This is a genomic window from Comamonas testosteroni, from assembly GCF_030505195.1.
Taxonomy (GTDB): Bacteria; Pseudomonadota; Gammaproteobacteria; order Burkholderiales; family Burkholderiaceae_C; genus Comamonas; species Comamonas testosteroni_G.
The window spans coordinates 5,708,702-5,734,198 of sequence record NZ_CP129672.1 but is presented as its reverse complement, the minus strand read 5'-3'; the positions used below and the strand labels follow the sequence as shown (position 1 = coordinate 5,734,198).

Annotated in this window: 16 protein-coding genes, 5 pseudogenes, 1 riboswitch and 1 other annotated feature; of the genes and pseudogenes, 9 read left to right on the top strand and 12 right to left on the bottom strand. The window is 53.0% G+C overall.

What is annotated here, in order from left to right:
- Positions 1–38 precede the first annotated feature (38 nt).
- The 4 genes from QYQ99_RS26560 (at position 39) to QYQ99_RS26545 (ending at position 6,533) form a co-directional block, all read left to right on the top strand.
- The gene (locus QYQ99_RS26560) at positions 39–2,966 is read left to right on the top strand and encodes a heavy metal translocating P-type ATPase (RefSeq protein WP_302090713.1); all 2,928 of its coding nucleotides are present in this window, start codon (positions 39–41) and stop codon (positions 2,964–2,966) included.
- Positions 2,956–3,462: a signal peptidase II gene (lspA, locus tag QYQ99_RS26555; RefSeq protein WP_302090712.1), complete on the top strand. Its 507-nt coding sequence runs from the start codon at positions 2,956–2,958 to the stop codon at positions 3,460–3,462. The genes QYQ99_RS26560 and lspA overlap by 11 nt, the downstream gene beginning before the upstream one ends.
- An 87-nt stretch (positions 3,463–3,549) precedes the next feature.
- Positions 3,550–4,353 carry an undecaprenyl-diphosphate phosphatase gene (locus QYQ99_RS26550; protein WP_003055168.1) on the top strand — a complete coding sequence of 268 codons (804 nt, stop codon included), beginning with the start codon at positions 3,550–3,552 and terminating at the stop codon, positions 4,351–4,353.
- A gap of 230 nt (positions 4,354–4,583) precedes the next feature.
- Positions 4,584–6,533, top strand: coding sequence for a cytochrome c/FTR1 family iron permease (locus QYQ99_RS26545; protein ID WP_302090711.1), 1,950 nt, complete (start codon positions 4,584–4,586; stop codon positions 6,531–6,533).
- Positions 6,534–6,980: 447 nt separating this feature from the next.
- On the opposite strand, the pseudogene QYQ99_RS26535 reads toward QYQ99_RS26545, so the two are convergent.
- The 6 genes and pseudogenes from QYQ99_RS26535 to QYQ99_RS26510 all read right to left on the bottom strand — a co-directional run.
- Positions 6,981–7,274, bottom strand: a pseudogene (locus QYQ99_RS26535) (IS3 family transposase); the annotation flags it as partial.
- A gap of 142 nt (positions 7,275–7,416) precedes the next feature.
- A complete protein-coding gene (locus tag QYQ99_RS26530; RefSeq protein WP_302090710.1) occupies positions 7,417–9,000 on the bottom strand; it encodes a phosphoethanolamine transferase in 1,584 nt (527 codons plus the stop codon).
- A gap of 251 nt (positions 9,001–9,251) precedes the next feature.
- On the bottom strand, positions 9,252–9,599 hold the full coding sequence (locus tag QYQ99_RS26525) for a DUF4148 domain-containing protein (RefSeq protein ID WP_003079124.1): 348 nt from the start codon (positions 9,597–9,599) through the stop codon (positions 9,252–9,254).
- A gap of 199 nt (positions 9,600–9,798) precedes the next feature.
- Positions 9,799–12,972 carry an efflux RND transporter permease subunit gene (locus QYQ99_RS26520; protein WP_003055034.1) on the bottom strand — a complete coding sequence of 1,058 codons (3,174 nt, stop codon included), beginning with the start codon at positions 12,970–12,972 and terminating at the stop codon, positions 9,799–9,801.
- 13 nt (positions 12,973–12,985) lie between these two features.
- Positions 12,986–14,335, bottom strand: a complete 1,350-nt coding sequence (locus tag QYQ99_RS26515; RefSeq protein ID WP_034349613.1) for an efflux RND transporter periplasmic adaptor subunit — start codon at positions 14,333–14,335, stop codon at positions 12,986–12,988.
- 22 nt (positions 14,336–14,357) lie between these two features.
- Positions 14,358–15,635 (bottom strand): TolC family protein, encoded by a 1,278-nt coding sequence (locus QYQ99_RS26510; RefSeq protein WP_081007852.1) that lies wholly within the window; start codon positions 15,633–15,635, stop codon positions 14,358–14,360.
- Between the two features lie 175 nt (positions 15,636–15,810).
- On the opposite strand from QYQ99_RS26510, the gene QYQ99_RS26505 reads away from it, so the two are divergent.
- From QYQ99_RS26505 to QYQ99_RS26490, 4 genes and pseudogenes are all read left to right on the top strand, one after another.
- Positions 15,811–16,503, top strand: coding sequence for a heavy metal response regulator transcription factor (locus tag QYQ99_RS26505; RefSeq protein WP_302090709.1), 693 nt, complete (start codon positions 15,811–15,813; stop codon positions 16,501–16,503).
- A pseudogene (locus QYQ99_RS26500) lies at positions 16,500–17,345 on the top strand (histidine kinase dimerization/phospho-acceptor domain-containing protein); the annotation flags it as partial. The gene QYQ99_RS26505 and the pseudogene QYQ99_RS26500, both read left to right, overlap by 4 nt.
- Positions 17,346–17,434: 89 nt before the next feature.
- Positions 17,435–18,570 (top strand): IS3 family transposase gene (locus QYQ99_RS26495; RefSeq protein ID WP_120785045.1). Its coding sequence is split into 2 segments (ribosomal slippage): positions 17,435–17,696 and positions 17,696–18,570, totalling 1,137 coding nucleotides; the frame shifts between segments, so codons are not numbered across the junction.
- Between the two features lie 58 nt (positions 18,571–18,628).
- Positions 18,629–19,180, top strand: a pseudogene (locus QYQ99_RS26490) (ATP-binding protein); the annotation flags it as partial.
- Positions 19,181–19,231: 51 nt separating this feature from the next.
- Here QYQ99_RS26490 and QYQ99_RS26485 read toward each other — a convergent pair.
- From QYQ99_RS26485 to QYQ99_RS26475, 3 genes and pseudogenes are all read right to left on the bottom strand, one after another.
- Positions 19,232–20,416, bottom strand: a pseudogene (locus QYQ99_RS26485) (IS3 family transposase); the annotation flags it as partial.
- Between the two features lie 35 nt (positions 20,417–20,451).
- A protein-coding gene (locus QYQ99_RS26480; RefSeq protein ID WP_302090708.1) for an IS3 family transposase occupies positions 20,452–21,698 on the bottom strand; the annotation gives its coding sequence in 2 pieces (ribosomal slippage) (positions 20,452–21,407 and positions 21,407–21,698; 1,248 coding nt in all).
- Positions 21,301–21,417, bottom strand: a sequence feature (AL1L pseudoknot). (Overlaps the previous gene by 117 nt.)
- A gap of 39 nt (positions 21,699–21,737) precedes the next feature.
- A pseudogene (locus tag QYQ99_RS26475) lies at positions 21,738–22,076 on the bottom strand (IS3 family transposase); the annotation flags it as partial.
- Positions 22,077–22,292: 216 nt separating this feature from the next.
- Positions 22,293–22,456: riboswitch (yybP-ykoY riboswitch) on the top strand.
- 19 nt (positions 22,457–22,475) lie between these two features.
- Between QYQ99_RS26475 and mntP the strand changes: the two are divergent.
- Entirely contained in the window at positions 22,476–23,045 is a 570-nt protein-coding gene (mntP, locus tag QYQ99_RS26470; protein ID WP_034400608.1) for a manganese efflux pump MntP, read from the top strand.
- Between the two features lie 699 nt (positions 23,046–23,744).
- Here the strand turns inward: mntP and QYQ99_RS26465 are convergent.
- The 3 genes from QYQ99_RS26465 to flgB all read right to left on the bottom strand — a co-directional run bounded on the left by QYQ99_RS26465 (position 23,745) and on the right by flgB (position 25,382).
- A complete protein-coding gene (locus QYQ99_RS26465) occupies positions 23,745–24,158 on the bottom strand; it encodes a diacylglycerol kinase (protein WP_099737953.1) in 414 nt (137 codons plus the stop codon).
- Complete coding sequence (locus QYQ99_RS26460; protein WP_302090707.1) at positions 24,125–24,865, bottom strand: phosphatase PAP2 family protein; 741 nt, start codon at positions 24,863–24,865, stop codon at positions 24,125–24,127. Before QYQ99_RS26460 ends, QYQ99_RS26465 begins: the two co-directional genes overlap by 34 nt.
- Positions 24,866–24,998: 133 nt before the next feature.
- Positions 24,999–25,382: a flagellar basal body rod protein FlgB gene (gene flgB / locus QYQ99_RS26455; RefSeq protein ID WP_003069800.1), complete on the bottom strand. Its 384-nt coding sequence runs from the start codon at positions 25,380–25,382 to the stop codon at positions 24,999–25,001.
- Positions 25,383–25,497 lie beyond the last annotated feature (115 nt).

Here is a 25,497-nt window from a genome sequence, read left to right as displayed (position 1 = left end):
CAGCGAACCAGCGATCAGAAATTCAAGGACAACTGACTATGAACAATGCAATGACGCAAGCAACTTGCGGCTCAACATGTGGGTGCGCTACAGGAATCACGAAAGCGACAGTTGCGCCGCTCGTGACGGGTTTTTTCATAGGCAATATGGACTGCACTAGTGAGGAAGTCCAGATCCGCAAGCGGCTAGCGCAAATTGATGGCATCCAAGATGTAGTTTTTGACTTGCCCGCTCATTACTTGGAAGTAGTGCATGAACCTGCCGGCCAAAATGCAATCCTGCGTGCACTTCACGACATTGGCATGCAGGCGGTCGTGCAACCCAGGTCTTCGCAGCTTGTCTATCTCATCCAGCAAATGGATTGCCCTAGCGAAGAACGCCAGTTGCGCGCAACGCTGGAGCCTTTGGAAGGGGTACAGAAGTTGGACTTCGACCTGAAGGCCCACACGTTGACGGTATCTCATACGCTCGCCGATACCACTCCGATTGCCCAGGCCATCGTGAATCTGGGTATGCAGCCGGTAGAAAAGACGGCGGGTAGCATGCCAATCGCTGTCGAAGCCCTCCCCCCTCGCATGGTGGCGTCTTCAATCCGGACACCAGTGACAGGAAACGGTACACGCTTCCTTATTCCGAATATGGATTGTCCCACCGAAGAGGCAACGATCCGTAAGCGCCTGGGTGCAATCAACGGTATTGAGCGACTGGATTTCAACCTGATGGGGCGACGGCTGGATGTGCTGCATCATTTGCCGGACCCTGCGCCGATCCTCAAGGCGCTGAACGATGTCGGCATGAAGGCCAGCATCGAGCGCAGCGGCGACACCACGCCGCAGGGCCAAGCCATCTATCTCATCGAAAAAATGGACTGTCCAACCGAGGAGGGGCTGCTGCGCAAGGCGCTCGAAGGTATGCCAGGGGTGAAAGCCCTGAATTTCAATCTGATGGATCGTACGCTTACGGTGAGCCACGATCTTGCCGATCTGGCTCCGGTGACGACCGCGATTGAGCGACTCGGCATGGCTCCAGTGCTCCAAAGCACCTCTGACCCAAAGTCATCCGCGCCCCGTGATTTCGGCACCAGCATCTCGCGCGGGCAATGGATTCGGATGGCGGTCTCCGGCGTACTAGCGCTCGGCGCAGAGGCCATGGTCTTCGCGGGGGCATCCGAGGCCTCCTGGCCCATCATTCTTGCGTGCCTCGCGGCCATCAGCTTGGGTGGGGTCGAGACCCTCAAAAAGGGCTGGATTGCGCTGAAGACGCGCTCGCTGAACATGAACCTGTTGATGACGGTCGCCGTCATCGGTGCGGCCCTGATTGGGCAGTGGCCTGAGGCAGCGGTGGTGATCTGGCTCTTCGGTATCGCTGAGATGATTGAGGCCTTGAGCCTGGATCGGGCCCGCAATGCCATCCGCAAGCTGATGGATCTGGCGCCTGAGAACGCATTGGTACGCCAGCCGGACGGGCAATGGCAAGAAGTCAAGGCGGATTCCGTGCCTCTCGGCAGCGTTGTACGGGTGCGTCCGGGCGAACGCATTGCATTGGATGGTGAAGTCGTCGCGGGCCAATCATCGGTAAACCAGGCGCCGATCACCGGTGAGAGCATGCCCGTGGAGAAAACCGCCGGTGCCACGGTCTTCGCCGGTACCATCAACGAGCGCGGCACGCTGGAGTTCCGCGTTACCTCTCGAAAGGGTGAAACCACTCTCGACCGTATTGCACGATCGGTGCAGGAAGCGCAGGGGCAACGCGCACCCACGCAGCGCTTCGTGGACAAGTTCGCCAGCATCTATACACCGGCGGTCTTCGCGGTTGCTCTCGCCGTTGCGGTCATTCCTCCGTTCGCTTTCGGGCAGCCCTGGTTCGAATGGGTCTACAAAGCGCTGGTGATGCTGGTCATTGCCTGCCCCTGCGCATTGGTGATCTCCACGCCGGTTACCGTGGTCAGCGGCCTAGCAGCGGCCGCACGCCGGGGCATCCTTGTCAAGGGCGGTCTTTACCTCGAACAAGGGCGACACCTGAAATCGGTGGCTTTGGACAAGACGGGGACCCTGACCCATGGTCGCCCTTCTCTGACCGATGTCGTACCGTTGCGTGGCCAGCCGAGGGAAGAAGTTCTGCGGATTGCTGCGAGCATCGATGCGCTGTCGGAGCATCCTGTGGCCACTGCCATCGTGGCCAGCTACAACCAACCCCATGCTCAGGTGGGCAAGTTCGAAGCGATCCCTGGACGAGGCGTCAAAGGCAACGTCGATGGAGATGTCTATTACGTCGGCAACCACCGGCTGATCAAAGAGCTGGGACTTTCAACACTCGAGATCGAGACTCAGCTCGATGCGTTGGAGAACGAGGCCAAGACCGTTGTGCTCCTCGCAACTGACCAGCAAGTACTCGCCCTGCTGGCCGTGGCCGACACGGTGCGCGATACCAGCCGGCAAGCAATCGGCGAACTCAAGTCGCTGGGGATCGAGCCAGTCATGTTGACTGGCGATAATTCGAAAACCGCGCAAGCTGTGGCTGCGCAGGTGGGCATCACCGACGCCAAGGGCGAACTACTTCCGCAGGACAAACTGTTGGCAATCGAAGGGCTACTCGCACGCGGGCCAGTTGGTATGGTTGGGGATGGCGTTAACGATGCGCCAGCGTTGGCCAAGTCGAGCATAGGCTTTGCGATGGGCGCTGCTGGTACCGATACAGCGATCGAAACGGCTGACGTCGCCTTGATGCAAGACAACCTCCGCAAGCTTCCTGAGTTCATCCGGCTATCGCAACGCGTTGCAGGCATCTTGACGGCCAATATCGTGTTTGCGCTTGGGACAAAGGCGGTGTTCATGGCCTTGGCTTTTACTGGACATGCAAGTCTGTGGCTGGCGATTCTGGCCGACATGGGGGCTAGCCTGGCCGTCGTTTTCAATGGGATGCGCTTGCTGCGGTCGTCTGAGGAAATCAAGCCCCATGGCCATTAAGAGGACTAATTTGTGGGTGTACCTGCTGGCCGTGACTGTGCTTGCCGCAGACATAGCGACCAAGGCGGCCATCGTCGCGTGGATTCCCTTGTATGACTCTCATGAAATCACGCCATGGTTCAGCATCGGGCATTGGCTGAATCCAGGTGCGGCCTTCAGTTTCTTGGCGCAGGCGGGTGGGTGGCAACGCGGCTTTTTTGTTGCTATTGGGTTCGCTGCTTCTGCCCTTTTCACCTGGCTCATTGCCTGCGAGAAGACTCCAGCACCTGAGGCTATGGGCTACGCGGCAATTCTCGGAGGCGGGCTCGGCAATGTTCTTGATCGCGTGCGGCATGGGGCCGTGGTGGACTGGCTCGATTTCCATTGGGGTGATTGGCACTGGCCGGCGTTCAATGCAGCCGACATTGGCATCACCCTGGGAGCGGGGGTTCTGCTGATCGCTGCTTTTCGCGGCCATGAACGAAACGGCGCAGATTCCCATACGCCAGCAAGATGATCCATCTTTTCATTGACACATGCGGAGCCGTGAACATGGCTTTGGAGAAACTGATGTACCACTCGACTCTACCAATGCCGCCTGCAAATGCACGCTGAACTTGTTCTCAAGACGCTAATGATGGGCGTCGTCGAAGGCATCACGGAATTCTTGCCAGTCTCCTCGACAGGGCACTTGATCCTGGCGGGCAATGCGCTCTCATTCCTTGCGAAAGAGAAACGCGACGTCTTTGAAGTGTTCATCCAGTTCGGCGCGATGCTCGCGGTCATCTGGGAATATAGGGCTCGTCTGGCAAACGTTGTTGTCTCAGCGCGTGCCGATCAGGGCGCTCGCCGGTTCTTAGTGAACCTCGCCATTGCATTCATGCCTGCGGCAGTGCTCGGATTGCTGATTGGATCTCATGTGCAGAGGCTGCTATTTAGCCCAGGGCCAGTGGCCGTCGCACTCGTAATCGGTGGTATCGCGATTCTGTGGGCCGAGCGGCGGCCCGTGCATGTAAAGGCCGAGCGTGCCGAAGAGATCAGCCGAATCGACGCATTGAAGATTGGTTTCGTGCAGTGCCTTGCACTTTGGCCGGGTACTTCGCGCTCAGGCGCGACGATTATCGGCGGGCTATGGTTCGGGGCTTCACGCCAGGCGGCGACGGAGTTTTCGTTTTTCCTTGGCATTCCAGTCTTGGGGGCCGCCTCCGGATACAACCTCTTCAAGCACTGGAACGCATTGTCGAGCGACGACATCGGCGTTTTTGTAATGGGCCTCCTTGCCTCTTTCGTATTTGCGCTGCTTGCCATACGCCTTCTGATGCGCTATCTGACCGGACATGGATTTGGAGTTTTCGCGTGGTATCGCATTGCACTGGGAACACTAATCTTGGCAGTGCTCGTCACGTAATCGTTCAGCAAACATGACGAAGATGAATATGTTGCCTCTTATAGGCATTCAGCACAGTTGGCTGTGACTCGATCGATAAATGCAACCTAAGTTATGCGGCGTTGTTGGTTGAGTCATTTTTTGCCTACAACAAGCAAACCTCCTTTTTAGAAACTTATGCCGAACGGCCTTGAGCAACGCCCAGTGGGCCATATCCTGAATAAAATGAGAATCAATAACACTTCCATATCATGAAAATGCTTTCTCTTTACGCCAGAAGATTCCTGGCAATAGCCGCATTGTTTGTGCTCTGGTCGGCTTCTCCCGCCTGGGCTGCCGACCCTGCTGCCAGCGATCAGGCTAAGCAGACCTGGCAGTTGCTGGACTACCTGGCGGTTGACTACGGTGGCGCAGTAAGCAACGGCCAGATTCAAAGTGCGAGTGAATACGAAGAAATGAAGGAATTCGCGGCAACCGCTGTGCTGCAGCTAGCCGCATTGCCGAGCACTGCGGTGCTGCCCGAGTTGCAGCGGCAGGCCAAAGTGCTAGTAGACCTCATTGCCGCAAAGGCGGATGCCAAAGCAGTGGCCGACAGCGCCAATTCGCTGGCAGCGGCGTTGGTCAAAGCCTATCCGTTTCCGCTATCTCCGACTCAGCCACCGGATCTCGCACGCGCTAAGGTGCTGTTTGAAGCCAAGTGCGCGTCATGCCACGGGGCAACTGGTGCTGGCGACGGCCCACTCAGCACCAAGCTAGACCCGCCCCCGATCGCCTTCACCGATCATGATCGTGCCCGTTCGCGAAGTGTGCTCGCGCTGTACCAGGTCATTTCTCAAGGCGTGACCGGCACATCGATGCAGGGCTTCGGCACGCTCGCTGACGAGGATCGTTGGGCGCTGGCCTTCTTCACAGGAACACTGTCGCATGACGATGCCATGCGTGCTCGCGGCGAACAATCCTGGGTTCGAGACACCGCCGCCAAGACTGTCTTTCCCGATCTAGCTGCTGCAGCGACCTTGACCGAAGCCGCTCTATCCGAACTGATAGCACCAGACGCAGCTCGCGACCTCACCGCATATGTTCGTAGCCACCCAGAAGTCACCGCTGTTGCGAGCGGCTCTGGCGGACTAACCCTGGCCCGCTCACTCCTTCAGAAGAGCCTTGCCGCGGCGCGCGCGGGCGACCGGGCCAGCGCAACAAGACTCGGCCTGTCGGCTTACTTGGATGGTTTTGAGCCGCTTGAGCCTGCATTGCGCGCACGCAACCAGGCACTTCTCACAGAAGTCGAAAACGCCATGCTGGCCTATCGCGGTGCGCTCGCCGGCGGGAGGTTGGAACAAGCCGATGCCACAGCACAGAAGCTGGACGATCTGTTTGCCCAGGTGGACGCCGAACTCGGCGCTAATAAGGCAGACCCACTAACCACCTTCATTGCCTCCCTAACCATCCTGCTACGCGAAGGGGTTGAAGCGCTGTTGATCGTCGTGGGAATGCTGGCTTTCCTGAAGAAGGCAGAACGACGCGATGTGCTGGGCTATGTGCATGGCGGTTGGGTGACCGCACTGGCTTGCGGTGGTCTAACCTGGGCGGTGGCCACCTACTTCATGAGCATCAGCGGCGCAAGCCGTGAGGTGACCGAGGGGGTTTCATCACTGTTCGCGGCCGTTGTGCTGCTGAGCGTAGGGCTCTGGATGCACCAGAAAAGCGCAGCGGGCAAGTGGCAGGCCTACCTAAAGGACAAACTTTCGGCAGCCATGACGCGGCGTTCAGCGTGGGCATTGTTCGCCTTGTCGTTCATCGCCGTCTACCGCGAGGTGTTTGAGACCGTGTTGTTTTACTCTGCACTGACCAGTGACGGCAACAACAGTGCCTTGCTAGGCGGATTGGTATGCGGAGTGGCCATCCTGGCCGTCATTGCATGGCTTATGCTGCGGAGCAGTGCGCGCATGCCGATTGGTAAGTTCTTCAGCCTCAGTTCGATCCTGGTTGCGGTGCTCGCGGTAGTGCTCGCTGGCAAGGGGGTTGCTGGCCTCCAGGAGGCTGGCTGGTTGAGCGCGAGCCCGATCCATTGGCCGCGCATTGAAGTGCTTGGCATCTATCCGTCAGCGGAAACCGCGATTGCGCAAGCTTTGGTGCTTGCCATTGCCTTAGCGGGCTTTGCCATGAACGCCGTGAAGGCTCGGAACCCCCGAATCGTTTGAGATTAATAGGCCCCCTTGGTAGGGTGCTCCGACTATGCTCCGAGCACCCTGACTCTCAAAGATCTTCAGGCACCGGCAAAAACATGATCCATAGGGGAGTTTCAAACAGCAATAGCCTGAAGCACACACCTGTGCTGCCACTAATGGATGCCTGCTTTAGGCCAATCTTCGGCTGTTGGCAGAAAGTAAACGAAAGCCCACGATGACTTGCGAGTTTGGAGCTCTGCTAGTACGGTCTGCTGCCTAAACGAATGTCTTGAACAAAGAGCCTGCCGTGGACGGCAGGCTCTTTTCTATCAGCGACTTGGTTTCAGCTCCGTCACCATGCCTTGCCATTGATCACCTCTGCTTAGGACTTCACCTTATCTCCAACCTTTAGCATCTTCTTTTCGGTTGCCGCGAAGCCCATGGTCATGGTCGGCTTAGCCTGGTTCGGAATATCGCCGTGACGCAAGACGACAAGGTTCCTCGACCCGTGTAACCTAAAACCCTTATCGTGGCAGCAATACAGTGATAGTGGACGAGGTAATGAGCAACCGCTGCCTGTCTTTGCTGCAGCGAATATTTCGGTGCTCTTGGCGCTTGGCTTACTGACAAATCCTGATACTTCAGGAAGTGCTGATACCAGCCTTTCAATGCGTTCTTGATTGGGTATCCCAACTGGCGAATTGTGGCCCTGATACGCAAGCCAAGCTTGAAGTAACGTTCAACTGCACGAATCCTGTCTTCGTATGAGAATATGAACTAAATCCTGGTAGTCCTAGCATTTGTTCGCATCCCCCTTCGGGCTACGCCCCTGTTTGCCACTGATAGCGACAAACCATGCTATGCCTTTATCCAACCAGATAGTCAGAAACCCATTTGCTCAACATCGCTTCAAAAATCAATACTTCCTGCATTTTTTAAAAATATCAAGATCAGGATTGTAGATCTCAGACTTTACATTCATCATTCCCAAAACCGAATGGAAATAATTATCATGACTTATCTTGGCATCAACGTCTAATAGAGCAGCACATCCATTTTCGTCGAATTTCTCGCGCTTAAATGATTCAGAGAACCAAGCGATCCAAGGAATCCGTTTCTGAGCATCGGGTGCCAAACTATAAGGTAGGCCATGGAGGTATATATTATTTTCTCCTAAAGACTCGCCATGATCTGAGACATACATCATTGCAGTTGGTCGATCTGGATATGTTTCCTTAATCCAATCAATTGCATTCGAAATGAAATAATCAGTCTCTCTTATGCTATTGTCATATGCATTAACTACTTGGTCTCGACTGCAGGTTTGCAGAGCTGAAGAGTCACACTCTGGGAAGTAGGCTTTTCTATCTGATGAAGAGCGCTTGTAATAGGCTGGACCATGGCTTCCCATTTGGTGAACTAGAATAACGGTTCCTTTAGCTTTGCCAGGTTTTGGCAAGTCTTCAATTTTCTTTTGGAGATTGTTCAACACTGCTGCATCAAAACAGCCATCATCTCTGCAATTGATATTACCTTCGATAATCTCTTGATTACTAGTAGGTATTCTCGCACATACCCCCTTACACCCTGATTGATTGTCAACCCAAAGGACATCCAATCCTGCCCTTTTTAGAACATCTAATAAATTTTCGTAATTTTCGCTTCGATCAAAAAATTCCTCTCTTGATAAATGAGAAAACATGCACGGCAATGACTCTGCGGTGCTCGTTCCACAAGCCCAGGCATTTTTAAATGACAAAATGTCTTTTCGACTTGATAGCAAAGGTGTGGTATCTCTTAAATAGCCATTCAACCCCAAATGATCTGAACGAGCGGTTTCTCCGACTACAAGAAATACTATAGGGTCTATAGTCCCTTCAATGTATGCTCCTTCTCCTATTTTTACCAAATCTTTAGATTTCCTCTTCTGGGAATCGTCAATTTTCTTGAAAACCGCATATAGTCCGTTGTATGGATTAATCAAATAGCGAATCTCCTTATGGTTCCTCATGGTTGAGGAGAACGCCTGAAAAGAAACAATTAGGCTTACCACTGCTATTGAAATCCCCAGGAGAGCAAGCATCAAACGTTGCAATATCAGTTTGCCAAAAGTAGATTTTGAGAAATTTCTGCGCCATATAAACCACAATGGAGGCAACGACAGCAGCAAGATCACGAAAATCATCTGCAAGTTAATCAGATCCGAGGCTTCATTGAAGTCTGTTTGAAGCACATTAGTTATCATATTGGAATCAATAACAATCCCGTATGCTTGCATGAAATAGGCACCTGAAGCCGCACCGACTACAAAGATGCTGGCAATTGGCCTTAAAAGCCACCCCCATCCCAAAACAGAAATCGAAAAAATATTCACACCAATCAATATAAAAACAAAAGATATTATTAAACTTATATTCGATTCTTCACCTAGTTTAGATATCTTCAGCCAAAGATAATAATTAGAAAAAATAGCAATCCATATACTAACTCCAATGATCATGCGTGTTGATTGCATGCCACTAGAGCGCAGGAATTCACTTATTTTATTTAAAGTCTTCATTTTACGAAAAGAATTTAATCAAGAACTATTCAGCTTCTCAATGAAACTATTTTTGAATTTATATAAACCCACAATCCTAGAGATAAAATCTGATCTGCACGATGACATTCCGATTACATTTTTGTCATTTTTTGAGCGAAAAAAAACGTGGATCGTGTTACCACGAATCCACGCCAAGAAAATATTACTGATTACCCAGCTATAGCTTGGTTACGAGCATCTCGCTGCGAAGGGGTTTCTTTAATCAGTTCGTCGATAACTTGCTGACGTGTCTTTTCGGGCTCCGTACCTTTCGCCTCAGCTGGGTAGTTTCCGCTGCGCAGTCGATTGTCCCCGCCCTCTCGTACGGCATTCGCTGCTTCTTCACGAACTTGGTCACGGGTTCGAGAGCTCTTGAAATGCTCGGGGTATACTTTTACACCAGCCTCATTATTTGTGGGGTGCCAGTACGTATCTGCGACTGCGACGCCAGGCATTGCCATAACGGTTGCCATTGCGGCTGCGGCGGTGAGAGATGCAAAAATTTTACGGTGAGCCATTTAATACTCCTTAAGTGAATTGATTTTCTTCTCCATCTAAGAAAGTCGTCTATTCAGAGAAGATGGCTTAAGTGTAGAAATACCCACCGACAGATTGCCAACAGGAATGTGACAATGTTGTCATATTAAGTATTGTTACAAGAAAAAAGCCATGGCCTTAGAGGCCATGGCTTTTATGAGGTGAATTGAACTACTTGTATCAGGCTGGCTTTTCCTCAGTAGACGCCAACACCTGCTCATCCTCCGTCTCGGAGAGATCCTTGCGGTGTATCAAGCTATAAAGCAATGGCAACACGAGAAGGGTCAGCAAAGTCGACGACAAGATCCCGCCGATCACCACTGTGGCCAAGGGGCGCTGAACTTCCGCGCCTGTGCCCGTTGCGATGGCCATCGGAACAAAGCCTAGCGATGCAACCAACGCGGTCATCAGAACTGGCCGCAGTCGGGTCAAAGCACCTTCAGTGACTGCTTCATATAGGCGCTTTCCTTCTTCGCGCAGCGATCGGATGTAGGCAATCATCACCAAGCCATTGAGCACTGCCACGCCTGACAGCGCGATAAACCCGATCGCTGCCGAGATGGATAAAGGAATACCGCGCATCCAGAGCGCCAAGATGCCACCTGTCAGCGCAAACGGAATGCCCGTGAACACGATGAGACCATCACGAACATTGCCGAACATTGCAAACAGCAAGACAAAGACCATCAGCAATGCTGCCGGCACAACAATCGTCAAGCGTTTTCTAGCCGACTCGAGGTTCTCGAAGGTTCCGCCCCATCGGGTCCAGTAGCCGGCAGGCAGTTGCAGCGATTCGAGGCGTTGTTGTGCTTCTGTGACGAAAGATCCAATATCACGTCCGCGCACGTTGGCACTCACCACGATGCGGCGCTTACCATCCTCTCGGCTCACCTGGTTAGGGCCTGGTGCGATATCAAAACTAGCCACGGCCGAAAGCGGAACAAAACCAAGTCGGCCATCCGTACCGCGTGGAAGCGCGATAGGTAGGCGTCCTATCGCTTCCATGTCATTGCGCACTTCGTCCGGCAAGCGAACCTGAATGTCGAATCGCTTGTCGCCTTCGAAAACTGTGCCGGCTTCACGACCGCCCAGTGCCGTACTGATGGTGTCTTGCACGTCACCCATGTTCAAACCATAGCGCGAGGCCTTCTCACGGTCGATTTTCACGGTGAGCATTGGCAAGCCTGTGGTCTGTTCGACCTTGACTTCAGAGGCTCCAGAAATTTGCTGCAACATGCCTGCGACAGCTTGTGCGTTCTTCTCCAGCACGGTCATGTCGTCGCCAAAAATCTTTACAGCGACATCACTACGCACACCCGATATCAACTCATTGAAGCGCAGCTGAATGGGTTGAGAGAACTCGAAATTGTTGCCTGGAACTCGATCTGCGGCGGCCTGAATTGCTGCCAGCAAATCGTCTCGTGTACGTGCCGGATCCGGCCATTCGGACTGCGGCTTAAGCATGATGTAGCCGTCCGAAATGTTCGGAGGCATCGGGTCAGAGGCAATCTCCGCGGTACCTGTACGAGCAAATACCCTGTCGATCTCAGGAAACTCTTTCTTCAAGGTTTTCTCGATCTGCATTTGCATCTCAAGGGACTGGGTCAGGCTGGTTCCTGGAATCCGCAGAGCCTGAATGGCGAAATCGCCCTCGTTGAGGTTTGGTGCAAATTCACTACCAAGACGCGTTGCCAGCAGCAGGCTTAGCACCACCGCCACACCAGCTGCAGTCAGAACAACTGCAGGAGCTCTCATGACGCGATGAAGGGCTGGTGCATAAACGCGACGCGCCCAAACCATGAGGCGATTTTCCTTCTCCGCAACCTTGTTGCCCATGAAAAGAGCAATCGCCGCAGGAATGAAGGTAATGGACAGCAGCATTGCGCCAGCAAGCGCGATCACCACAGTCAGCGCCATGGGATGGAACATCTTGCCCTCTACACCCGTGAGCGCAAAGATTGGCAAATAGACCACCATGATGATCAATTGTCCAAACAACAATGGCCGACGCGCTTCCTTGGCTGCAGCAAATACTTCGTGGAAGCGTTCACTGCGCGTCAAAGAGCGTCCGCGTGCTTCTTGCGCGTGGGCAAGACGACGCACGCAGTTCTCCACAATGACCACCGCGCCATCAATGATGATGCCGAAGTCAAGAGCGCCCAGACTCATCAAGTTGGCACTGACTTTGTATTGCACCATGCCAGTAAAGGTGAACAGCATGGACAACGGAATGATCAGCGCTGTAATCAGGGCCGCGCGGAGGTTGCCTAGGAAAAGGAAGAGGATGACAACAACTAAAGCCGCACCTTCCACCAAATTCTTCTTGACCGTTGCGATGGCTTTATCGACGAGGTTTGTGCGATCGTAGACCGTGATCGCTTTCACGCCTTCAGGAAGACTGCGGTTAATCTGCTCCATACGTGCAGCCACAGCCTGCGAGACCACACGGCTGTTCTCCCCGATCAGCATGAAGACCGTGCCAAGCACGACCTCTCGGCCGTTATCCGTGGCAGCTCCAGTGCGAAGCTCACGACCCAAGCCAACCTCTGCCAAATCACGAATACGTATGGGCTGGCCTTGAGCCGAACCCACGATCACTTCTCGAATGTCAGCAATGCCAGAGACTTGACCCGGGGCACGGATCAAATATTGTTCACCTTGACGCTCAATGTATCCAGCTCCCACATTGGTATTGTTGCGTTCCAACGCAGCAACCAGGTCAGCAAGAGTGAAACCATAGGACGCCAGCTGTTCTGGGCGTGGCGAAACCAGATACTCTTTCGCGAACCCGCCAATAGAGTTGATTTCAGTGACACCAGGCACATTACGCAGTTGCGGTTTGATCACCCAGTCCTGTATCTCGCGCAGATCCATAGGTGTGTAAGGCGTTCCATCTGCCTTCTTTGCACCGTCCTCGGCCTCAACGGTCCAAAGATAGATCTCACCCAAACCTGTAGAGATAGGTCCCAGCGTGGGAGTGACACCAGCGGGAAGATTGTCACGGGCCTGTTGGATGCGTTCGTTGACTAACTGGCGAGCAAAGTAGATGTCAGTGCCATCTTTAAACACTACTGTCACTTGCGACAGGCCGTAGCGCGACAGCGAGCGAGTCTGTTCCAGATTGGGCAGGCCGGCCATCACCGTTTCAATTGGGTAAGTGACTCGCTGCTCAGTCTCAAGCGGTGAGTAGCCGCTGGCCTGCGTATTGATCTGTACCTGAACATTGGTAATGTCAGGTACAGCATCAATAGCGAGGCGTTGATAGTTGTATACGCCAAGAGCCGCTAGGGCCAGAACGGCAACCATGACCAGCCAGCGCTGCTCAATGGCAAATCGGATAATTCGTTCGAACATTTGCAGCCCTTGCTTAGTGTGCGTGCTCGGCTGTAGCCTTGCCCAGTTCGGCCTTAAGCATGAAGCTGCCTTCAGTCACATAGGACTGGCCGGACTTCAGCCCTTCAAGAATTTCTGTTGTCTGGGGATCTGAGCGACCAACGCGTACAGGTTGAGCTCGGAAACCCCCCTTGACGGGCACAAACACAACACTGTTTTGGCCGTCCAGACGCTGGATAGCACTGGAAGCTACCGCCACTGGCACTTGTTGCGAAGAGGCCGTCAACTCCACATTAACGAATAGACCTGGGCGCCACGCACCTTCAGGATTCTCTAGAGTGATTCGAGCAGGAGCGGTACGTGTTTCCTGGCCAATCAGAGCACCCACGTAAGCAACCACCCCAGTCGCAGACGACGAGAATGCTGTCGCTTTGACAGTTGCTTTTTCCCCTACCTTCACGGCGGGCAAGTCAGATGCTGCAACCCTCATTTCAGCCCAAACGGAGCGCAAGTCTGAGATTGTGAAAACTTGGGTAGTGTCCTGAACAGCTTCACCGACGGCGAGATGCTTCTCGACGATCACTCCGTCAAAAGGAGCCCTTAATTCAAATCGGTTTAGTGCACCGCCACCGCCTCCGGCGCCGTTGGCTGCCAATTTCTGTTGAGCATTTGAAACGGCAATTTCTGCCTCGCGCAGTGTCTGCCGAGCCTGCAAGTAATCCTGTTCAGCCGATACCTTCTCCTCCCACAGCTTTTGCTCTCTGGCATAGCTTGTACGCGCCAGTGCTAAGCGTTGGCTAGCGGCTTGAAGTTCACTTCGTTGCTCAGAAACAGCCGCACTGCTCAACACAGCCAGCAACTGCCCCTTCTTTACAACCTGCCCGAGATTGGCGGGTACCGAGTCGACGACGCCAGGGACTCGAGGGACAACGTGAGCCGTTTTGTCTTCGTTGAAGCGTATTTCCCCCGGAAGTTGCAGTACTGAGCGAACAGTTGCAGCGCCGACCTCTGCGGTTCGAATGCCTGCAGCCTGCATACGCTGCGAATCCATTTGGATTAGACCTTCATCGTCATCATGAGCACCTTCGGCGCTTTTCTTCTCTGCAGACTTGGCTCCGTCCTTTTGCTCTTTTTCATCATGGTGCTCACCATCTGCGTGTCCTTTTTCATCTTTGTGATCACCGCTTTGCTTCTCGCCGTGATGTTCTGTGTCTGCGTGGCTAGCGGCTTCTGAGTGCCCCTGACCTCCGGCACCTTTAGCACTGCTGCTGTCTGGACCACTGCGAAGAATTAGTGCAGCAGAAAGAGCGCCAACTACTAGGATTGCAGCAATTGCAATCTGAGTACGCCGAGTCCCAAATGGAGATGGTTTTGTATCGTTCATGTTGATGATCTGTGCAAAAAACTTACTCGTCTGTTGTGCCCAACAAGCGTTCGATATCGGCCGAAGCACGATGTGTGGCCATTAACTGGTCCAGGTATTGACTACGTACATCAAACAAAGAGCGTTGCGCGTCAAGTACGTCCAGATAGCCGAATTTCCCTAGCGCAAATCCTTTGCTTGCCGCCTCATAGGCGACTTGTGCAGTCGGCAGCACGCGTTCAGACAGTTGGATAGCTTGTTTACGACTTGCCTCTAGCGTCTCTCGCGCCGCATAAAGTTGAGACTGAAGTTCCAACCGGGTAGCTAGCAAGCGCTCTTCAGCTTGGTCAGCCAGGCGGAGGGCTTGCAACTGATTTCCTCGATTGGTATCGAGCACAGGCAAAGGAATGGAGACGCCGACTACGAGTTGATTGCCGGTCTCTTGAGCGCGCTTCATACCTAGACTCACCGTTGGGTCAGGAATTCGCTTTGCGCGCTCCAGATCTGCGGTCGCCCGGCTCTGTTCAACAGTGAAGCGAGCTTGCTGAATGGAAGGCGACTGCTCCAAGCGGCTTTGAAGAACCCCAATTTCCGGAACAGTAGGCAACGCGTCAAGTTTGCCTTGCGCATCACCAAATACAGGGCCTCCCTCTCCTATAAGGGCCTGTAATTGTTGACGAGCCACTCGTTTTGCGGCCTGAGCTTGGGCTTGCTCCAGCTCTGCACTGGACTCAGCGACACTGGCCCGGTTGGCCTCTAGGGGCGCTGCCTTGCCCGCTGCTACACGCTTCGATGCAGCCTCACGCGCGCTTCGAGCGATGTCAAGAGTTTGTCCTGCGAGGACTTCACGCTGCTGTGCGACTAACAACCCGAAGAATGCGAGTCGGACATCTGCGACAAGATTAGCTTTGGCGGCATCCAGCTCCGCCTCAGCCACATCTCGGCCACGTGCTGCAGCACGCATGCGCGCATCGCGCTTGCCACCGATTTCCAGCATTTGGGTCCATTGAACCGTCGTGGTACGTTTATCTCTGCTCGTATCTTCTTGTGAATACGAGAGCGCAGGGTTAGGCCTCGCCTTACTTTGCAGAACGGCTCCATCGCTTGCCTCAAGACCGCGCTGGGCAGCTCGTAAACGAGGGTGTTGGTCGATAGCGCGTGCTACTGCAGTGTCCAGAGTCAGTGGTGCCAGAGACGCCTTATTGGCAGGATTGTCCTGCGCTATGCCTGTCACGCCAGTTAAAGCCAAACTGGTGAACAACAACGCATGACGCAACGCACTAGCTGCTCGGCCAGCGCGATGAGACGACGAAGAAATCATTGTTAAAACTCCTACCCGTGCAATCCAAAGTCAGCCGGGCGTTACATTGCCCAGGTGAGGAATAGAAAGCGGGTGGGCGCTGCCACTCTAATAAAGTGCTCCCCTCACCATCCTGACAGCCAGATGACAAATTTGTCATTTTCAAAATGCGTGCGCCTATCTCAGAATAGTCAGCATGAAAATCCTGGTTGTAGAAGATGAGATCAAGCTCGCCGATTACCTAAACAAGGGTCTGGCGGAGGAGGGCTTCACTGTGGATGTCGCCCATAACGGTATTGACGGTCTGCACCTGGCCAGTGAAATGGACTATGACCTGATCGTGCTTGACGGCATGCTTCCGGGCATCGATGGCCTAGCCGTGCTAGCTGCGCTGAGGCAAACGAAACAAACACCTGTACTGATGTTGACTGCCCGTGGCCAGGTTGAGGATCGCGTCAAGGGACTGCAGTGTGGCGCCGATGACTATCTCGTTAAGCCATTTGCATTTTCTGAACTGGTCGCACGCCTGCATGCTCTATTACGGCGCAGTGGCCCCAGCGTTGCCCAAGCCGCCCCCGAAGCGACGACTCTGCGCTTAGCTGACTTAGAGTTAGACCTAATTCGTCGTAGGGCCACGCGGGCGGGCCAGAGAATCGAGCTCACGGCCAAAGAGTTCAATTTGCTTAGCCTTCTATTACGCCGCCAAGGGGAAGTGTTAACACGAACAGAGTTGGCATCTCAGGTTTGGGATATGAATTTCGACAGTGAGACCAACGTGGTAGAGGTCGCTATCCGACGCCTGCGGCTAAAGCTTGATCAGCCTTTTGAGCAACATCTCCTCCACACCGTCCGTGGCATGGGCTATGTGCTCGAATCTCGCACAACATGAGCAAGACCGCTGCACCACATTTAGCTCGACGTTTAGCCCGCGCCTTAGCACTGCAAACCATTGTTGGCCTCGGTTTTGTATGCATAGCTGTCTATTTCGTGATCTCCGTCACGCTGTCGGAACGTCAGCAAGACACCTTAGATCACAAGAAAACAGCAATCGAGCACCTGTTAAGCGAGAGCCGAGGGGTTCACTCCCCGGAGGCCTTGAACCACATGCTTAACGACTTCGTCACGGGGCATGACGAACTGTCTTTACGCCTGGTGCCAACCTCCGGTAAAAGCGCATTTGAACTTTTGCGCCAACCTGAAGATGACGACCGGGTTGCAGTTCGCAAATTTTCAGTGGAAGTTCCGACAGTTAACGACGGCCTGCAGCCAATGCAAGCGGTCCTGTTGCTAGACCGTAGACCAGATGACCGACTGCTTAATCGTCTTGCCTGGACCCTGGCCATCGCCGCCGTGGCAGGTGCATTGCTGGTCTCATTCGCGAGCACATGGCTTGTTCGCATAGGGCTCAAGCCTTTACGCCTACTGGTGGATCAAACGCGAAGCCTCTCTGCGCAAGACTTGTATCGCCGTTTAGATGATAGCCATCAACCTCAAGAATTAAGACCATTGATCGCACAGTTCAATGCATTGCTTGACCGACTGGCCATCGCCTATCAACAAATGGAGGCGTTCAATGCTGATGTGGCGCACGAGCTAAACACACCGTTGACCACCTTGATCAGTAGTTGTGAGTTAGCGATTCGTAAACCGCGTAGTGCCGTTGAACTACAGGATATCTTGGCCTCAAACCTAGAAGATCTTCAGCGCATGGCGGGAATCGTGGCAGACATGAGAAGTGGTTCCAGTTTTTTGAACAGCTAGCTAAGCGAGATCTTTCCCCGTAAAAATGACCTGACAACAGGCCGAACCTGGAGAGATCTATGACCATCAAATCCCGACGCAAGCACAGCCCCGTATTTAAAGCGAAGGTGGCACTAGAAGCCGTGCGCGGAGAGCGCACGGTTGCTGAGCTGGCTCAGCAATATGAAGTTCACCCCAGCCAGATTGCAGATTGGAAACGCATGCTGCTGGAGCGGGCTGCTGACGTGTTTGGCGCAGCTCCTGCGCCCACAACCCCTGCGGTCGACCTTAAAGAGCTTCACGCCAAGATTGGTCAACTGACCTTAGAGAAGGATTTTTTGCAAGGTGCGCTGAGCAAAGCGGGATTGCTCAGCGTAGGTCGATGATTGACCGCGGTCATAGCTTGTCGCTGGCTCGCCAAGCCCAACTTATGCAAATCAGTCGTGGCTCTATTTATTACCGCCGCAAGTCACCAAACAGTGAGCAAGTTTCGTTGGCCCACACCTTGGATGCGTTACATGTAGCCCACCCATTTGCGGGCTCACGCATGCTGCGTGGGTTGTTGCAGCGCCAAGGGCATTGCGTAGGCCGCAGGCATGTGCGCACGCTGATGAAGCGCATGTGCATCACGGCGCTGTACTGCCAACCTCGTACCAGTGCTCGTCATCCGCAGCACAAGATCTACCCGTACCTGTTGAGGAATAAGTCCGTGACGTATGCCAACCAAGTTTGGGCCATGGACATCACCTATGTGCGAATGCACAAAGGGTGGCTGTACCTTTGCGCTGTGGTGGACTGGTACAGCCGCAAGGTCTTGGCTTGGCGACTGTCCAATACGATGGACGTGCAGTTTTGCGTGGATGCCGTGCAAGAGGCTATTGCCCGCTGGGGAACGCCTGCCATCTTCAACACCGATCAGGGCAGCCAATTCACCAGCGAAGCCTTCACCGCACAGCTCAAACGCCACGGTATTCGCATCTCTATGGATGGCAAAGGGGCATGGCGTGACAACGTCTTCGTGGAGCGCCTGTGGCGCTCCATCAAGTACGAGGAAATCTATCTCAAAGCCTATGACAGCGTGCGTGCCGCACGCTGTGGGATTGCACAATACTTGCAGTTCTACAATTCACAACGCCCCCATCAGGCACACAGCCAAGCTACCCCTGATGAAGCGTACTTTGCAGCATTGCCGTTTGCACAAATGCAGGCGGCATAACCCCGGTGATCTCGCTTAGCAACTGGACTCAATTGTTCAAACGACCGGGACCACTTCTATGCTGTTTCTGTCACAAGCAGACCGCGGTACTGAGGCGCGGCGATCCGCCAAAGTGAGTCTTGCAGAACTTGCCTCAGAAGTGGCCGAATTCCATGAGGCAGTGCTTCAAGAAGCGCACCTTCAAGTTCAAATCGATGGAGATGCAAGTGTTGCTGTGGATGCACGTTTGGTTCGTCGTGCACTATCCAATCTTTTAGGCAACGCTTCACGCTATGCAGAACCCGGATCGACGATCACTATCGAGATTTCCCAAAGCGTAGTGGAGACTCCAGATGGCAATCGTGAGAACGTCGGTATCGCGGTGATCAACCGAGGAGCGGAGATTGATCCTATCCATTTGCCACGCCTGTTTGATCGGTTCTATCGTGCTGATGCGTCCCGCGCACATGCAAATCTCAATCACGGCTTAGGACTGGCCATCGTTGCAGCTATAGCGCGGATGCACGGCGGTACCGTTTTCGCGACATCCTCAAGCGGGATCACCAAAATTGGGATTTCATTACCTGCCTCACCTAAGGCAACGCCACACATCTTTGAATCTCAGTCGTGAGATTCCAACTTGGATCGACCTGAGGGGGATGCGGCATAAATCTTGGACGGGTTATGCAGCGATCCCGAGGGCCCTGCGGTACTCGACAGGGCTTCGTGCCCCCAACGAGATCTTGATCCGTTGCTCGTTGTACCAACGGATGTATGCGTCCAGAACTTGTGTGAACTGCTCAATGCTCGTGTTTTGCCAGTCGCGGGCATAGAACAGTTCGTTTTTGAGCCGCCCGAAGAAACCTTCACAGGCCGCATTGTCCGGTGAGTAGCCCTTGCGTGACATCGAACGCACTAACTTGGCATCAGCGATGCGTGACAACCATCCTGGCCAGCGATAGTGAGCACCACGGTCGGAGTGAACCATAGGTTGCACTTCGCTGTCATTGAGCTTGGCGATCGCGGCATCCAGCATCGTGTTGACCAGTTCAGCGTCGGGGCGTGTTCCGATAGACCAGCTCACCACCATTCCATCGAAGCAATCGATCATGGGCGAGAGGTAGACTTTGCCGGCGGGCAGTTGGAACTCCGAGATGTCGGTCAGCCACTTCTGGTTAGGCGCAGTGGCATTGAAGTTACGGTTCAGCAAGTTCTCAGGGGCCGGGCTGATCTCTCCCAAGTAGGAACCGTAGCGGCGTCGTTTGGGTACAGCAGCTACTAGCCCTTCCTGCTTCATCAGGCGCCGGACCACCTTCTCCGAGATCCACACACATTGCCTGACCAGTGAGGCCTGGATGCGACGGTAGCCATAGCAGCTATGGTTGCGCTCGAAGATGTCGGTGATCGTTCGGCGCACCGAGACATACTTCTCGCCAGCGTTGAGCCGAGCTCGATGGTAAAAGTACGAGCTGCGAGCCAGGACTAGCGAGGCAAGCAACTCGGCAAGCGAGTACGCATGGCGCAGGGCATCAACCAGGAGTGTCTTCTCCCGATTGCTCAGGAGATGAAGGATGATGCCCTGTTCCTTTTTTAGGAGCTCATTCGCCTTCTTCAATAACTCCTGCTCCAACTGCAACCGTCTCACTTCACGGCGTAGCGTCTGGAGTTGCTGCTCCAACTGGGACAGCTCCGAACCCGTTGAAGAATCATTGAAGCGCTTCATCGATGCGAGAGCCTCTGGCCCCAATAGTTCATTGCGCCAGTTGTACAGCGTCTCTCGACACACACCAACGTTGTCAGCGATGGCTTGAGCGCTTCCTTGACGCATGCACAGCGCAAGCACCGCAGCGTGCTTTTGCTCGTTTGAAGATGCTCCCTGAATCACACCGGGTTTGGTGGAGACTAGCTTGTTGAAGTGCAGGCGTTAGCCTGCACGGGTTTGGCAACTTGCCGCCAATAGTTTGCCTCAGCTTCTGCCGGCGGGATATGGCCTATGGTCTCCAGCAGGCGCTCGTGGTTAAACCAATGCACCCATTGCAGCGTCGCCAGTTCCAGTGACTCCCTGGTTCTCCACGGCCCTCGCTTGTAGATGAGCTCCGTTTTGTACAAGCCGTTGATGCTTTCGGCCAAGGCGTTGTCGTAGGAGTCGCCGGTGCTGCCTACTGAAGGCATCAGGCCAGCTTCCTCCAGGCGCTCGGTGTAGCGAATCGAAACGTATTGACTGCCCCTGTCGGAGTGATGAATCAATTCTGTTTCGCTCGTAGGTTGTCGTGCATACAACGCCTGCTCCAAGGCATCCACCACAAAGTCTGTACGCATGTGGCTGCTGACACGCCAGCCCACAATGCACCGGGCATACACATCAATCACAAAAGCCACAAACATCTGCCCTTGCCAGGTCGATACATAGGTGAAGTCTGCAACCCAAAGCTGGTCTGGACGCTGGGCTGTGAACTGGCGATTGACTAGGTCGAGTGGGCATGGCCTTGCTCCATCAGGACGTGTCGTGCGCACTTTCTTGCCACGCCTTGCGCCTTCTAATCCAAGTTTGCGCATCAGACGTTGCACGGTGCAGCGGGCAATCGGCAAGCCCTCTCGATGCATCTGCTTCCAAACTTTGACCGCCCCGTAGACCTGCCAGTTCGCATGCCACACGCGTTGGATATGGGTGCAATATTCCTCGTCTGATTGGCTGCGCTTGCAGCGCAGCCACGGGCAGTTTCTTTGCTGAACCCTGCGCCTGTAGCCTGACGGGGCAATTTCCAGCAGTCTGCAAATTGGCTCGACCCCGTAGGCATGACGGTACCGGTCTACAAAATCAATCAGCTCTTGATGCGACGGTCCAGCTCCGCCTGCGCAAAAAAAGCGCTCGCAGCCTTCAGGATGTCGTTGGCTCGACGCAGTTCTTTGTTCTCTCGTTCAAGCTGCTTGAGCCGTTCACGTTCATCTGTGGCCAAGCCAGGCCGCAGTCCAGAATCGATTTCTTTACGTTGCACCCAACCATGCAGGGTGCTGACAGAACAACCAACCTTCGGGGCAATCGATTCGCACGCACCCCACAGCGATGCGTAATCTGTTTGGCATTCCTGCACCAAACGCACGGCACGTTCACGTACCTCGGGGCTAAAACGAGCAGCTTTAGTGTTCATGACTCAATCCTCTCAGGAGTTGAGCCTCCACGGAAGCCGGCGTGATTCACCCAGCACGCGTGGCCGAGCTCGGGGATTGAGCTCCTGAACCCAAGCGTGAAGAGAGGCCCGCCTGGGATAGCCAAGAGCCTTGATGGTGAAAGCCGCGCAGCGCCCGTGCATCAGATAGTGTTCGACGGCCCGTGCCTTTTGCTCAGTGGTGAACTTCGGCGGGCGAACAACCGCGGTCTTCAAGTCCCGGTCCTGCTCGTACTCGCGGCACCACCCCTTGAGCGAATTCTTGGTGGGATAACCCAACTGCTGAATGGTTGCCGCGACTCGTTTGCCTAGCTGGATGTAGAGCGTCACCGCGCGGATTCGATCTTCGTATGAATACATGAACTACCTCTCAGTAGTCCAAAATTTCATCCGCATCCCCGGCGGGTCAGTTTTGAGTGGAAATCAACAGGGGAGTGCATGGACAGCCCTAATGGCGGTATCGACGCAGCTTTCTTGCTAGAGGCCAGCGCTTTGAAAATGCGAGCCATTTCTAAAGCCCAGAACTCAAAAAAGGCCATATTCCTCAAGCATTTTGATCGCTTGTAAACTTTAGTACCCCTTGGGGAGTAGCCTGCTTCCACCCTGGAAGCGCATGCGTCAACATACTCGGCATTCAATTTGCTGTGGCGTATGCATCCGTTCTTCGGTCGGCGAGATCATCGGCATTTCATCGCGACGAGCTCGGGCCGCGGTGAGATGCCGTTGTGCTCATGCCCGACCGTTAAGAATGAATTCCCCATGAATGCCGCTTCTATCTTGCTCCTGGCCTTTGCCATGTCCACCGATGCCTTTGCCGCAGCCGTCGGCAAAGGTTCTGCGCTACTCAAACCGCGCTGGTCTGAAGCATTGAGGACTGGTGCCATCTTCGGTGTCATCGAAGCCATCACGCCCTTGGTAGGCTGGGCGCTGGGCTATGCGGCTTCAGATTACGTCAAGGCCTGGGACCACTGGATCGCCTTTGTGCTGCTTCTGGTGCTAGGTGGAAGAATGTTGATCGGGGCAATCAAAGTGCCTGATGGTGAAGAGCCCAGCAAACCTGCACGACATGGCTTCTGGCTATTTGTTGCAACTGGATTTGCAACAAGCATTGATGCCATGGCCGTGGGCGTAGGACTTGCTTTTCTGGGCGTAAGCATCGTCACCGTTGCTCTCGCTATCGGCTTCGCAACATTCGCAATGGTGACGTTGGGCGTGATGGTCGGGCGTGTACTGGGGAATATTGCTGGGCGCTGGGCCGAAGCCATCGGCGGTGTCCTGCTGATCAGTATTGGCTCGATCATTTTGTACGAACATTTAGTCGCTATCTAATTCAATTGATCGAGATTTAGATGCCGGCTTCGGTTCGAGTGGGGTCGGCCACTCAGTACAGTCAGAGTAGGCAGTGAGCTAGGGCAGGAGCGGTCCACTTTTGCCCTTGCCAGTAGTATCTTCCTTGCCTACAACTGGCTCCGCTTCTGTTTGGAGCAGAGCAAATTCAGCACAGATATGAAGGCTCGGACCCTTTGTGGCACAGAGGAGTACAGCGCACAAGTAGAAAGGTTCGGTAAAGCCGCTTCGGCCAGCGTGAACGGCACCAAGCCTACACCGGCGATCATCTACTGAGCCCACAGGTGCGATCACGCCAAGCCCAAGTGTCTCGGGCGCGGCACATGCTTCAAACACTCAAGGGGGCCTCTGGTCAGTCAGTTCAAAACCACCGGGAGGAGCGATACATATGGCTAAGCTCATCGCAAGCATTGCAAACTTTGCATCGAATTAAAGCTCTGCTGCTCAGTGCAGGATCACCTTCATCGGTCTTTCCGTCACGGGCAACACAATGCCACGGCCAAAAGCAGCCGGCCTCACCGCGCGCAGAAATCCGTGAAATCTTCGCGAGGCATGAGCGGACATATTGGATGCTTTTTCCGACGAACAAGAGTTGGCATCACCCTGTAAGCGTGAAGACGCATGTTAAGCGATGCATGAGGTGCATCCCTGTGATTCGTTCCTGCTCTTATGGCGAAATAATTAAATAATATTTTTAAAAATTAGAGAAGACCAAATTATCAGACAAAAAATAATTGTCATTAATACGGAGGCACTACCCAAATCTTTGGCTTTCCCGGAAAGTTCGTGATATTGAAGTCCTACTCTATCTATTGCGGACTCTATCGCAGAATTAATTACCTCAACTATCATCAAAAACCAGATACAAGAGATCAGGAGCAATTTTTCCATCATAGATCTCCCAATCAATTGAGCCAATGGAAGCGAAATCACAAATAATATTACCGCAAGGCGGAATGCAGGCTCTAGCCACGCATCCTTTATGCCTGACCATGAGTATTTTGATGCATGCCAGATTCTAGAAAGTCCTTTCCTATTTTTTTTGAATATTATTAAAAATACTAGCTTCCGAGTTGTTTTCCATTTTTCACGCAATATTTCTTGATGCAAAACAATATAAATAAAATAGTAGCCAGCAGCCAACAAATGAGAATTGTGGCAATGTCATGAGAAATAAAATGGGCTCCTCTCAATTGTTGAGATATACCGAATATCAATCCAGCCATGATACCGAAAAATAATCCTATCCATCGATACTTAGGGATGATCATCTTAAAGAAGAAATATAGACTAACCCAGGCATAGCCAGCGCTCGCATGACCTGCCGGAAAGCATTTTCCGCTCCCCATCTCTTGAGGCCTGTGCTCGAAAAGACCGATAAAGGGGCGATCGCCACCAAATTGATTTAAATTCCACGGGCAATCCATATTTGTCAACACTTTAAGAAGACTCACTAAAATTACACTGACCAAACTGGATAAAATTAAGTAAAGCAGTGGAGATCGCCATTTTTTCCGCTGCTCATTTCTGGAGGTAAGTACAAATATATACAGTGCAATGATCACAACGATTGCTATGGTGCTCAGATGCTTTCCACCCTTATGAAGCAATTTGTTTGTAACCCAATGATCATTCAAAGACCATTCATAACCCTGCAGGGCATATATTTTCTCGGCAAAGAAAAAGTCCCCTCCAAGATACATGAAATAATAAAAAATTAGCGCCAGGAAAGTAATCGGAATCAGTAAGTGATTTACAAAGAATTCTCTATTTATATTATTTGGCATCTTCCAGCTTGTCACTTTTTGAAAATATTCATTATTTCAACCAACGAAATAGTTGGCAACTACTTTGTCGCGAATTTTATTCTTCTACTACCAGAATTAAAAAAAGAGCGCAAATAAATGCGCTCTATGAATGACCAACTAAATAAAATTAAACTAATTTCGACAGCATTTGCCCCATCTCTACATATTCATCGACAGCTTGATTCATAGCGAATTGTGTACGAATAGCATTAGCTGTAAATGATGCCCTCTCTTGATCGAGATCAACCGTATTTCTATCCATTGCATTCTGAGAGACAGGGCGAAATGCAATCTGAGGATCAATTGATGTTGGAGCAATGTTCCCAAGGTGGGACTTATTCGTAGACTGCACTGTCAGCATTTGCCTTTGCGTCTCTTCAAGCGCAGCCTTGAAGTCTATATCTTTCGCTTGGTATCCAGGAGTGTCAGCATTCGCAATATTGCTTGCTAATACTTCCATCCTCTTAACTCTAAGATATAGAGCGGCATCCTCGAATCTAAGAGAATCCATAGGATTTTTCTAGTAAATTTCGAAGCTTCAATGGTAGCGAAGTTGTCCTCTCAGCAAGATTACATTTTTGACACTATTCAGCCATTTACATGGTCTGAAGATTACATTTCTGACA

Coding starts and splice junctions, on each gene's coding strand:
- QYQ99_RS26560 (WP_302090713.1), top strand. CDS start 39: ATGAACAATGCAATGACGCAAGCAACTTGCGGCTCAACATGTGGGTGC.
- QYQ99_RS26520 (WP_003055034.1), bottom strand. CDS start 12,972: ATGTTCGAACGAATTATCCGATTTGCCATTGAGCAGCGCTGGCTGGTC.
- QYQ99_RS26505 (WP_302090709.1), top strand. CDS start 15,811: ATGAAAATCCTGGTTGTAGAAGATGAGATCAAGCTCGCCGATTACCTA.
- lspA (WP_302090712.1), top strand. CDS start 2,956: ATGGCCATTAAGAGGACTAATTTGTGGGTGTACCTGCTGGCCGTGACT.
- QYQ99_RS26515 (WP_034349613.1), bottom strand. CDS start 14,335: ATGAACGATACAAAACCATCTCCATTTGGGACTCGGCGTACTCAGATT.
- QYQ99_RS26545 (WP_302090711.1), top strand. CDS start 4,584: ATGAAAATGCTTTCTCTTTACGCCAGAAGATTCCTGGCAATAGCCGCA.
- flgB (WP_003069800.1), bottom strand. CDS start 25,382: ATGGATTCTCTTAGATTCGAGGATGCCGCTCTATATCTTAGAGTTAAG.
- QYQ99_RS26525 (WP_003079124.1), bottom strand. CDS start 9,599: ATGGCTCACCGTAAAATTTTTGCATCTCTCACCGCCGCAGCCGCAATG.
- mntP (WP_034400608.1), top strand. CDS start 22,476: ATGAATGCCGCTTCTATCTTGCTCCTGGCCTTTGCCATGTCCACCGAT.
- QYQ99_RS26550 (WP_003055168.1), top strand. CDS start 3,550: ATGCACGCTGAACTTGTTCTCAAGACGCTAATGATGGGCGTCGTCGAA.
- QYQ99_RS26510 (WP_081007852.1), bottom strand. CDS start 15,635: ATGATTTCTTCGTCGTCTCATCGCGCTGGCCGAGCAGCTAGTGCGTTG.
- QYQ99_RS26530 (WP_302090710.1), bottom strand. CDS start 9,000: ATGATCATTGGAGTTAGTATATGGATTGCTATTTTTTCTAATTATTAT.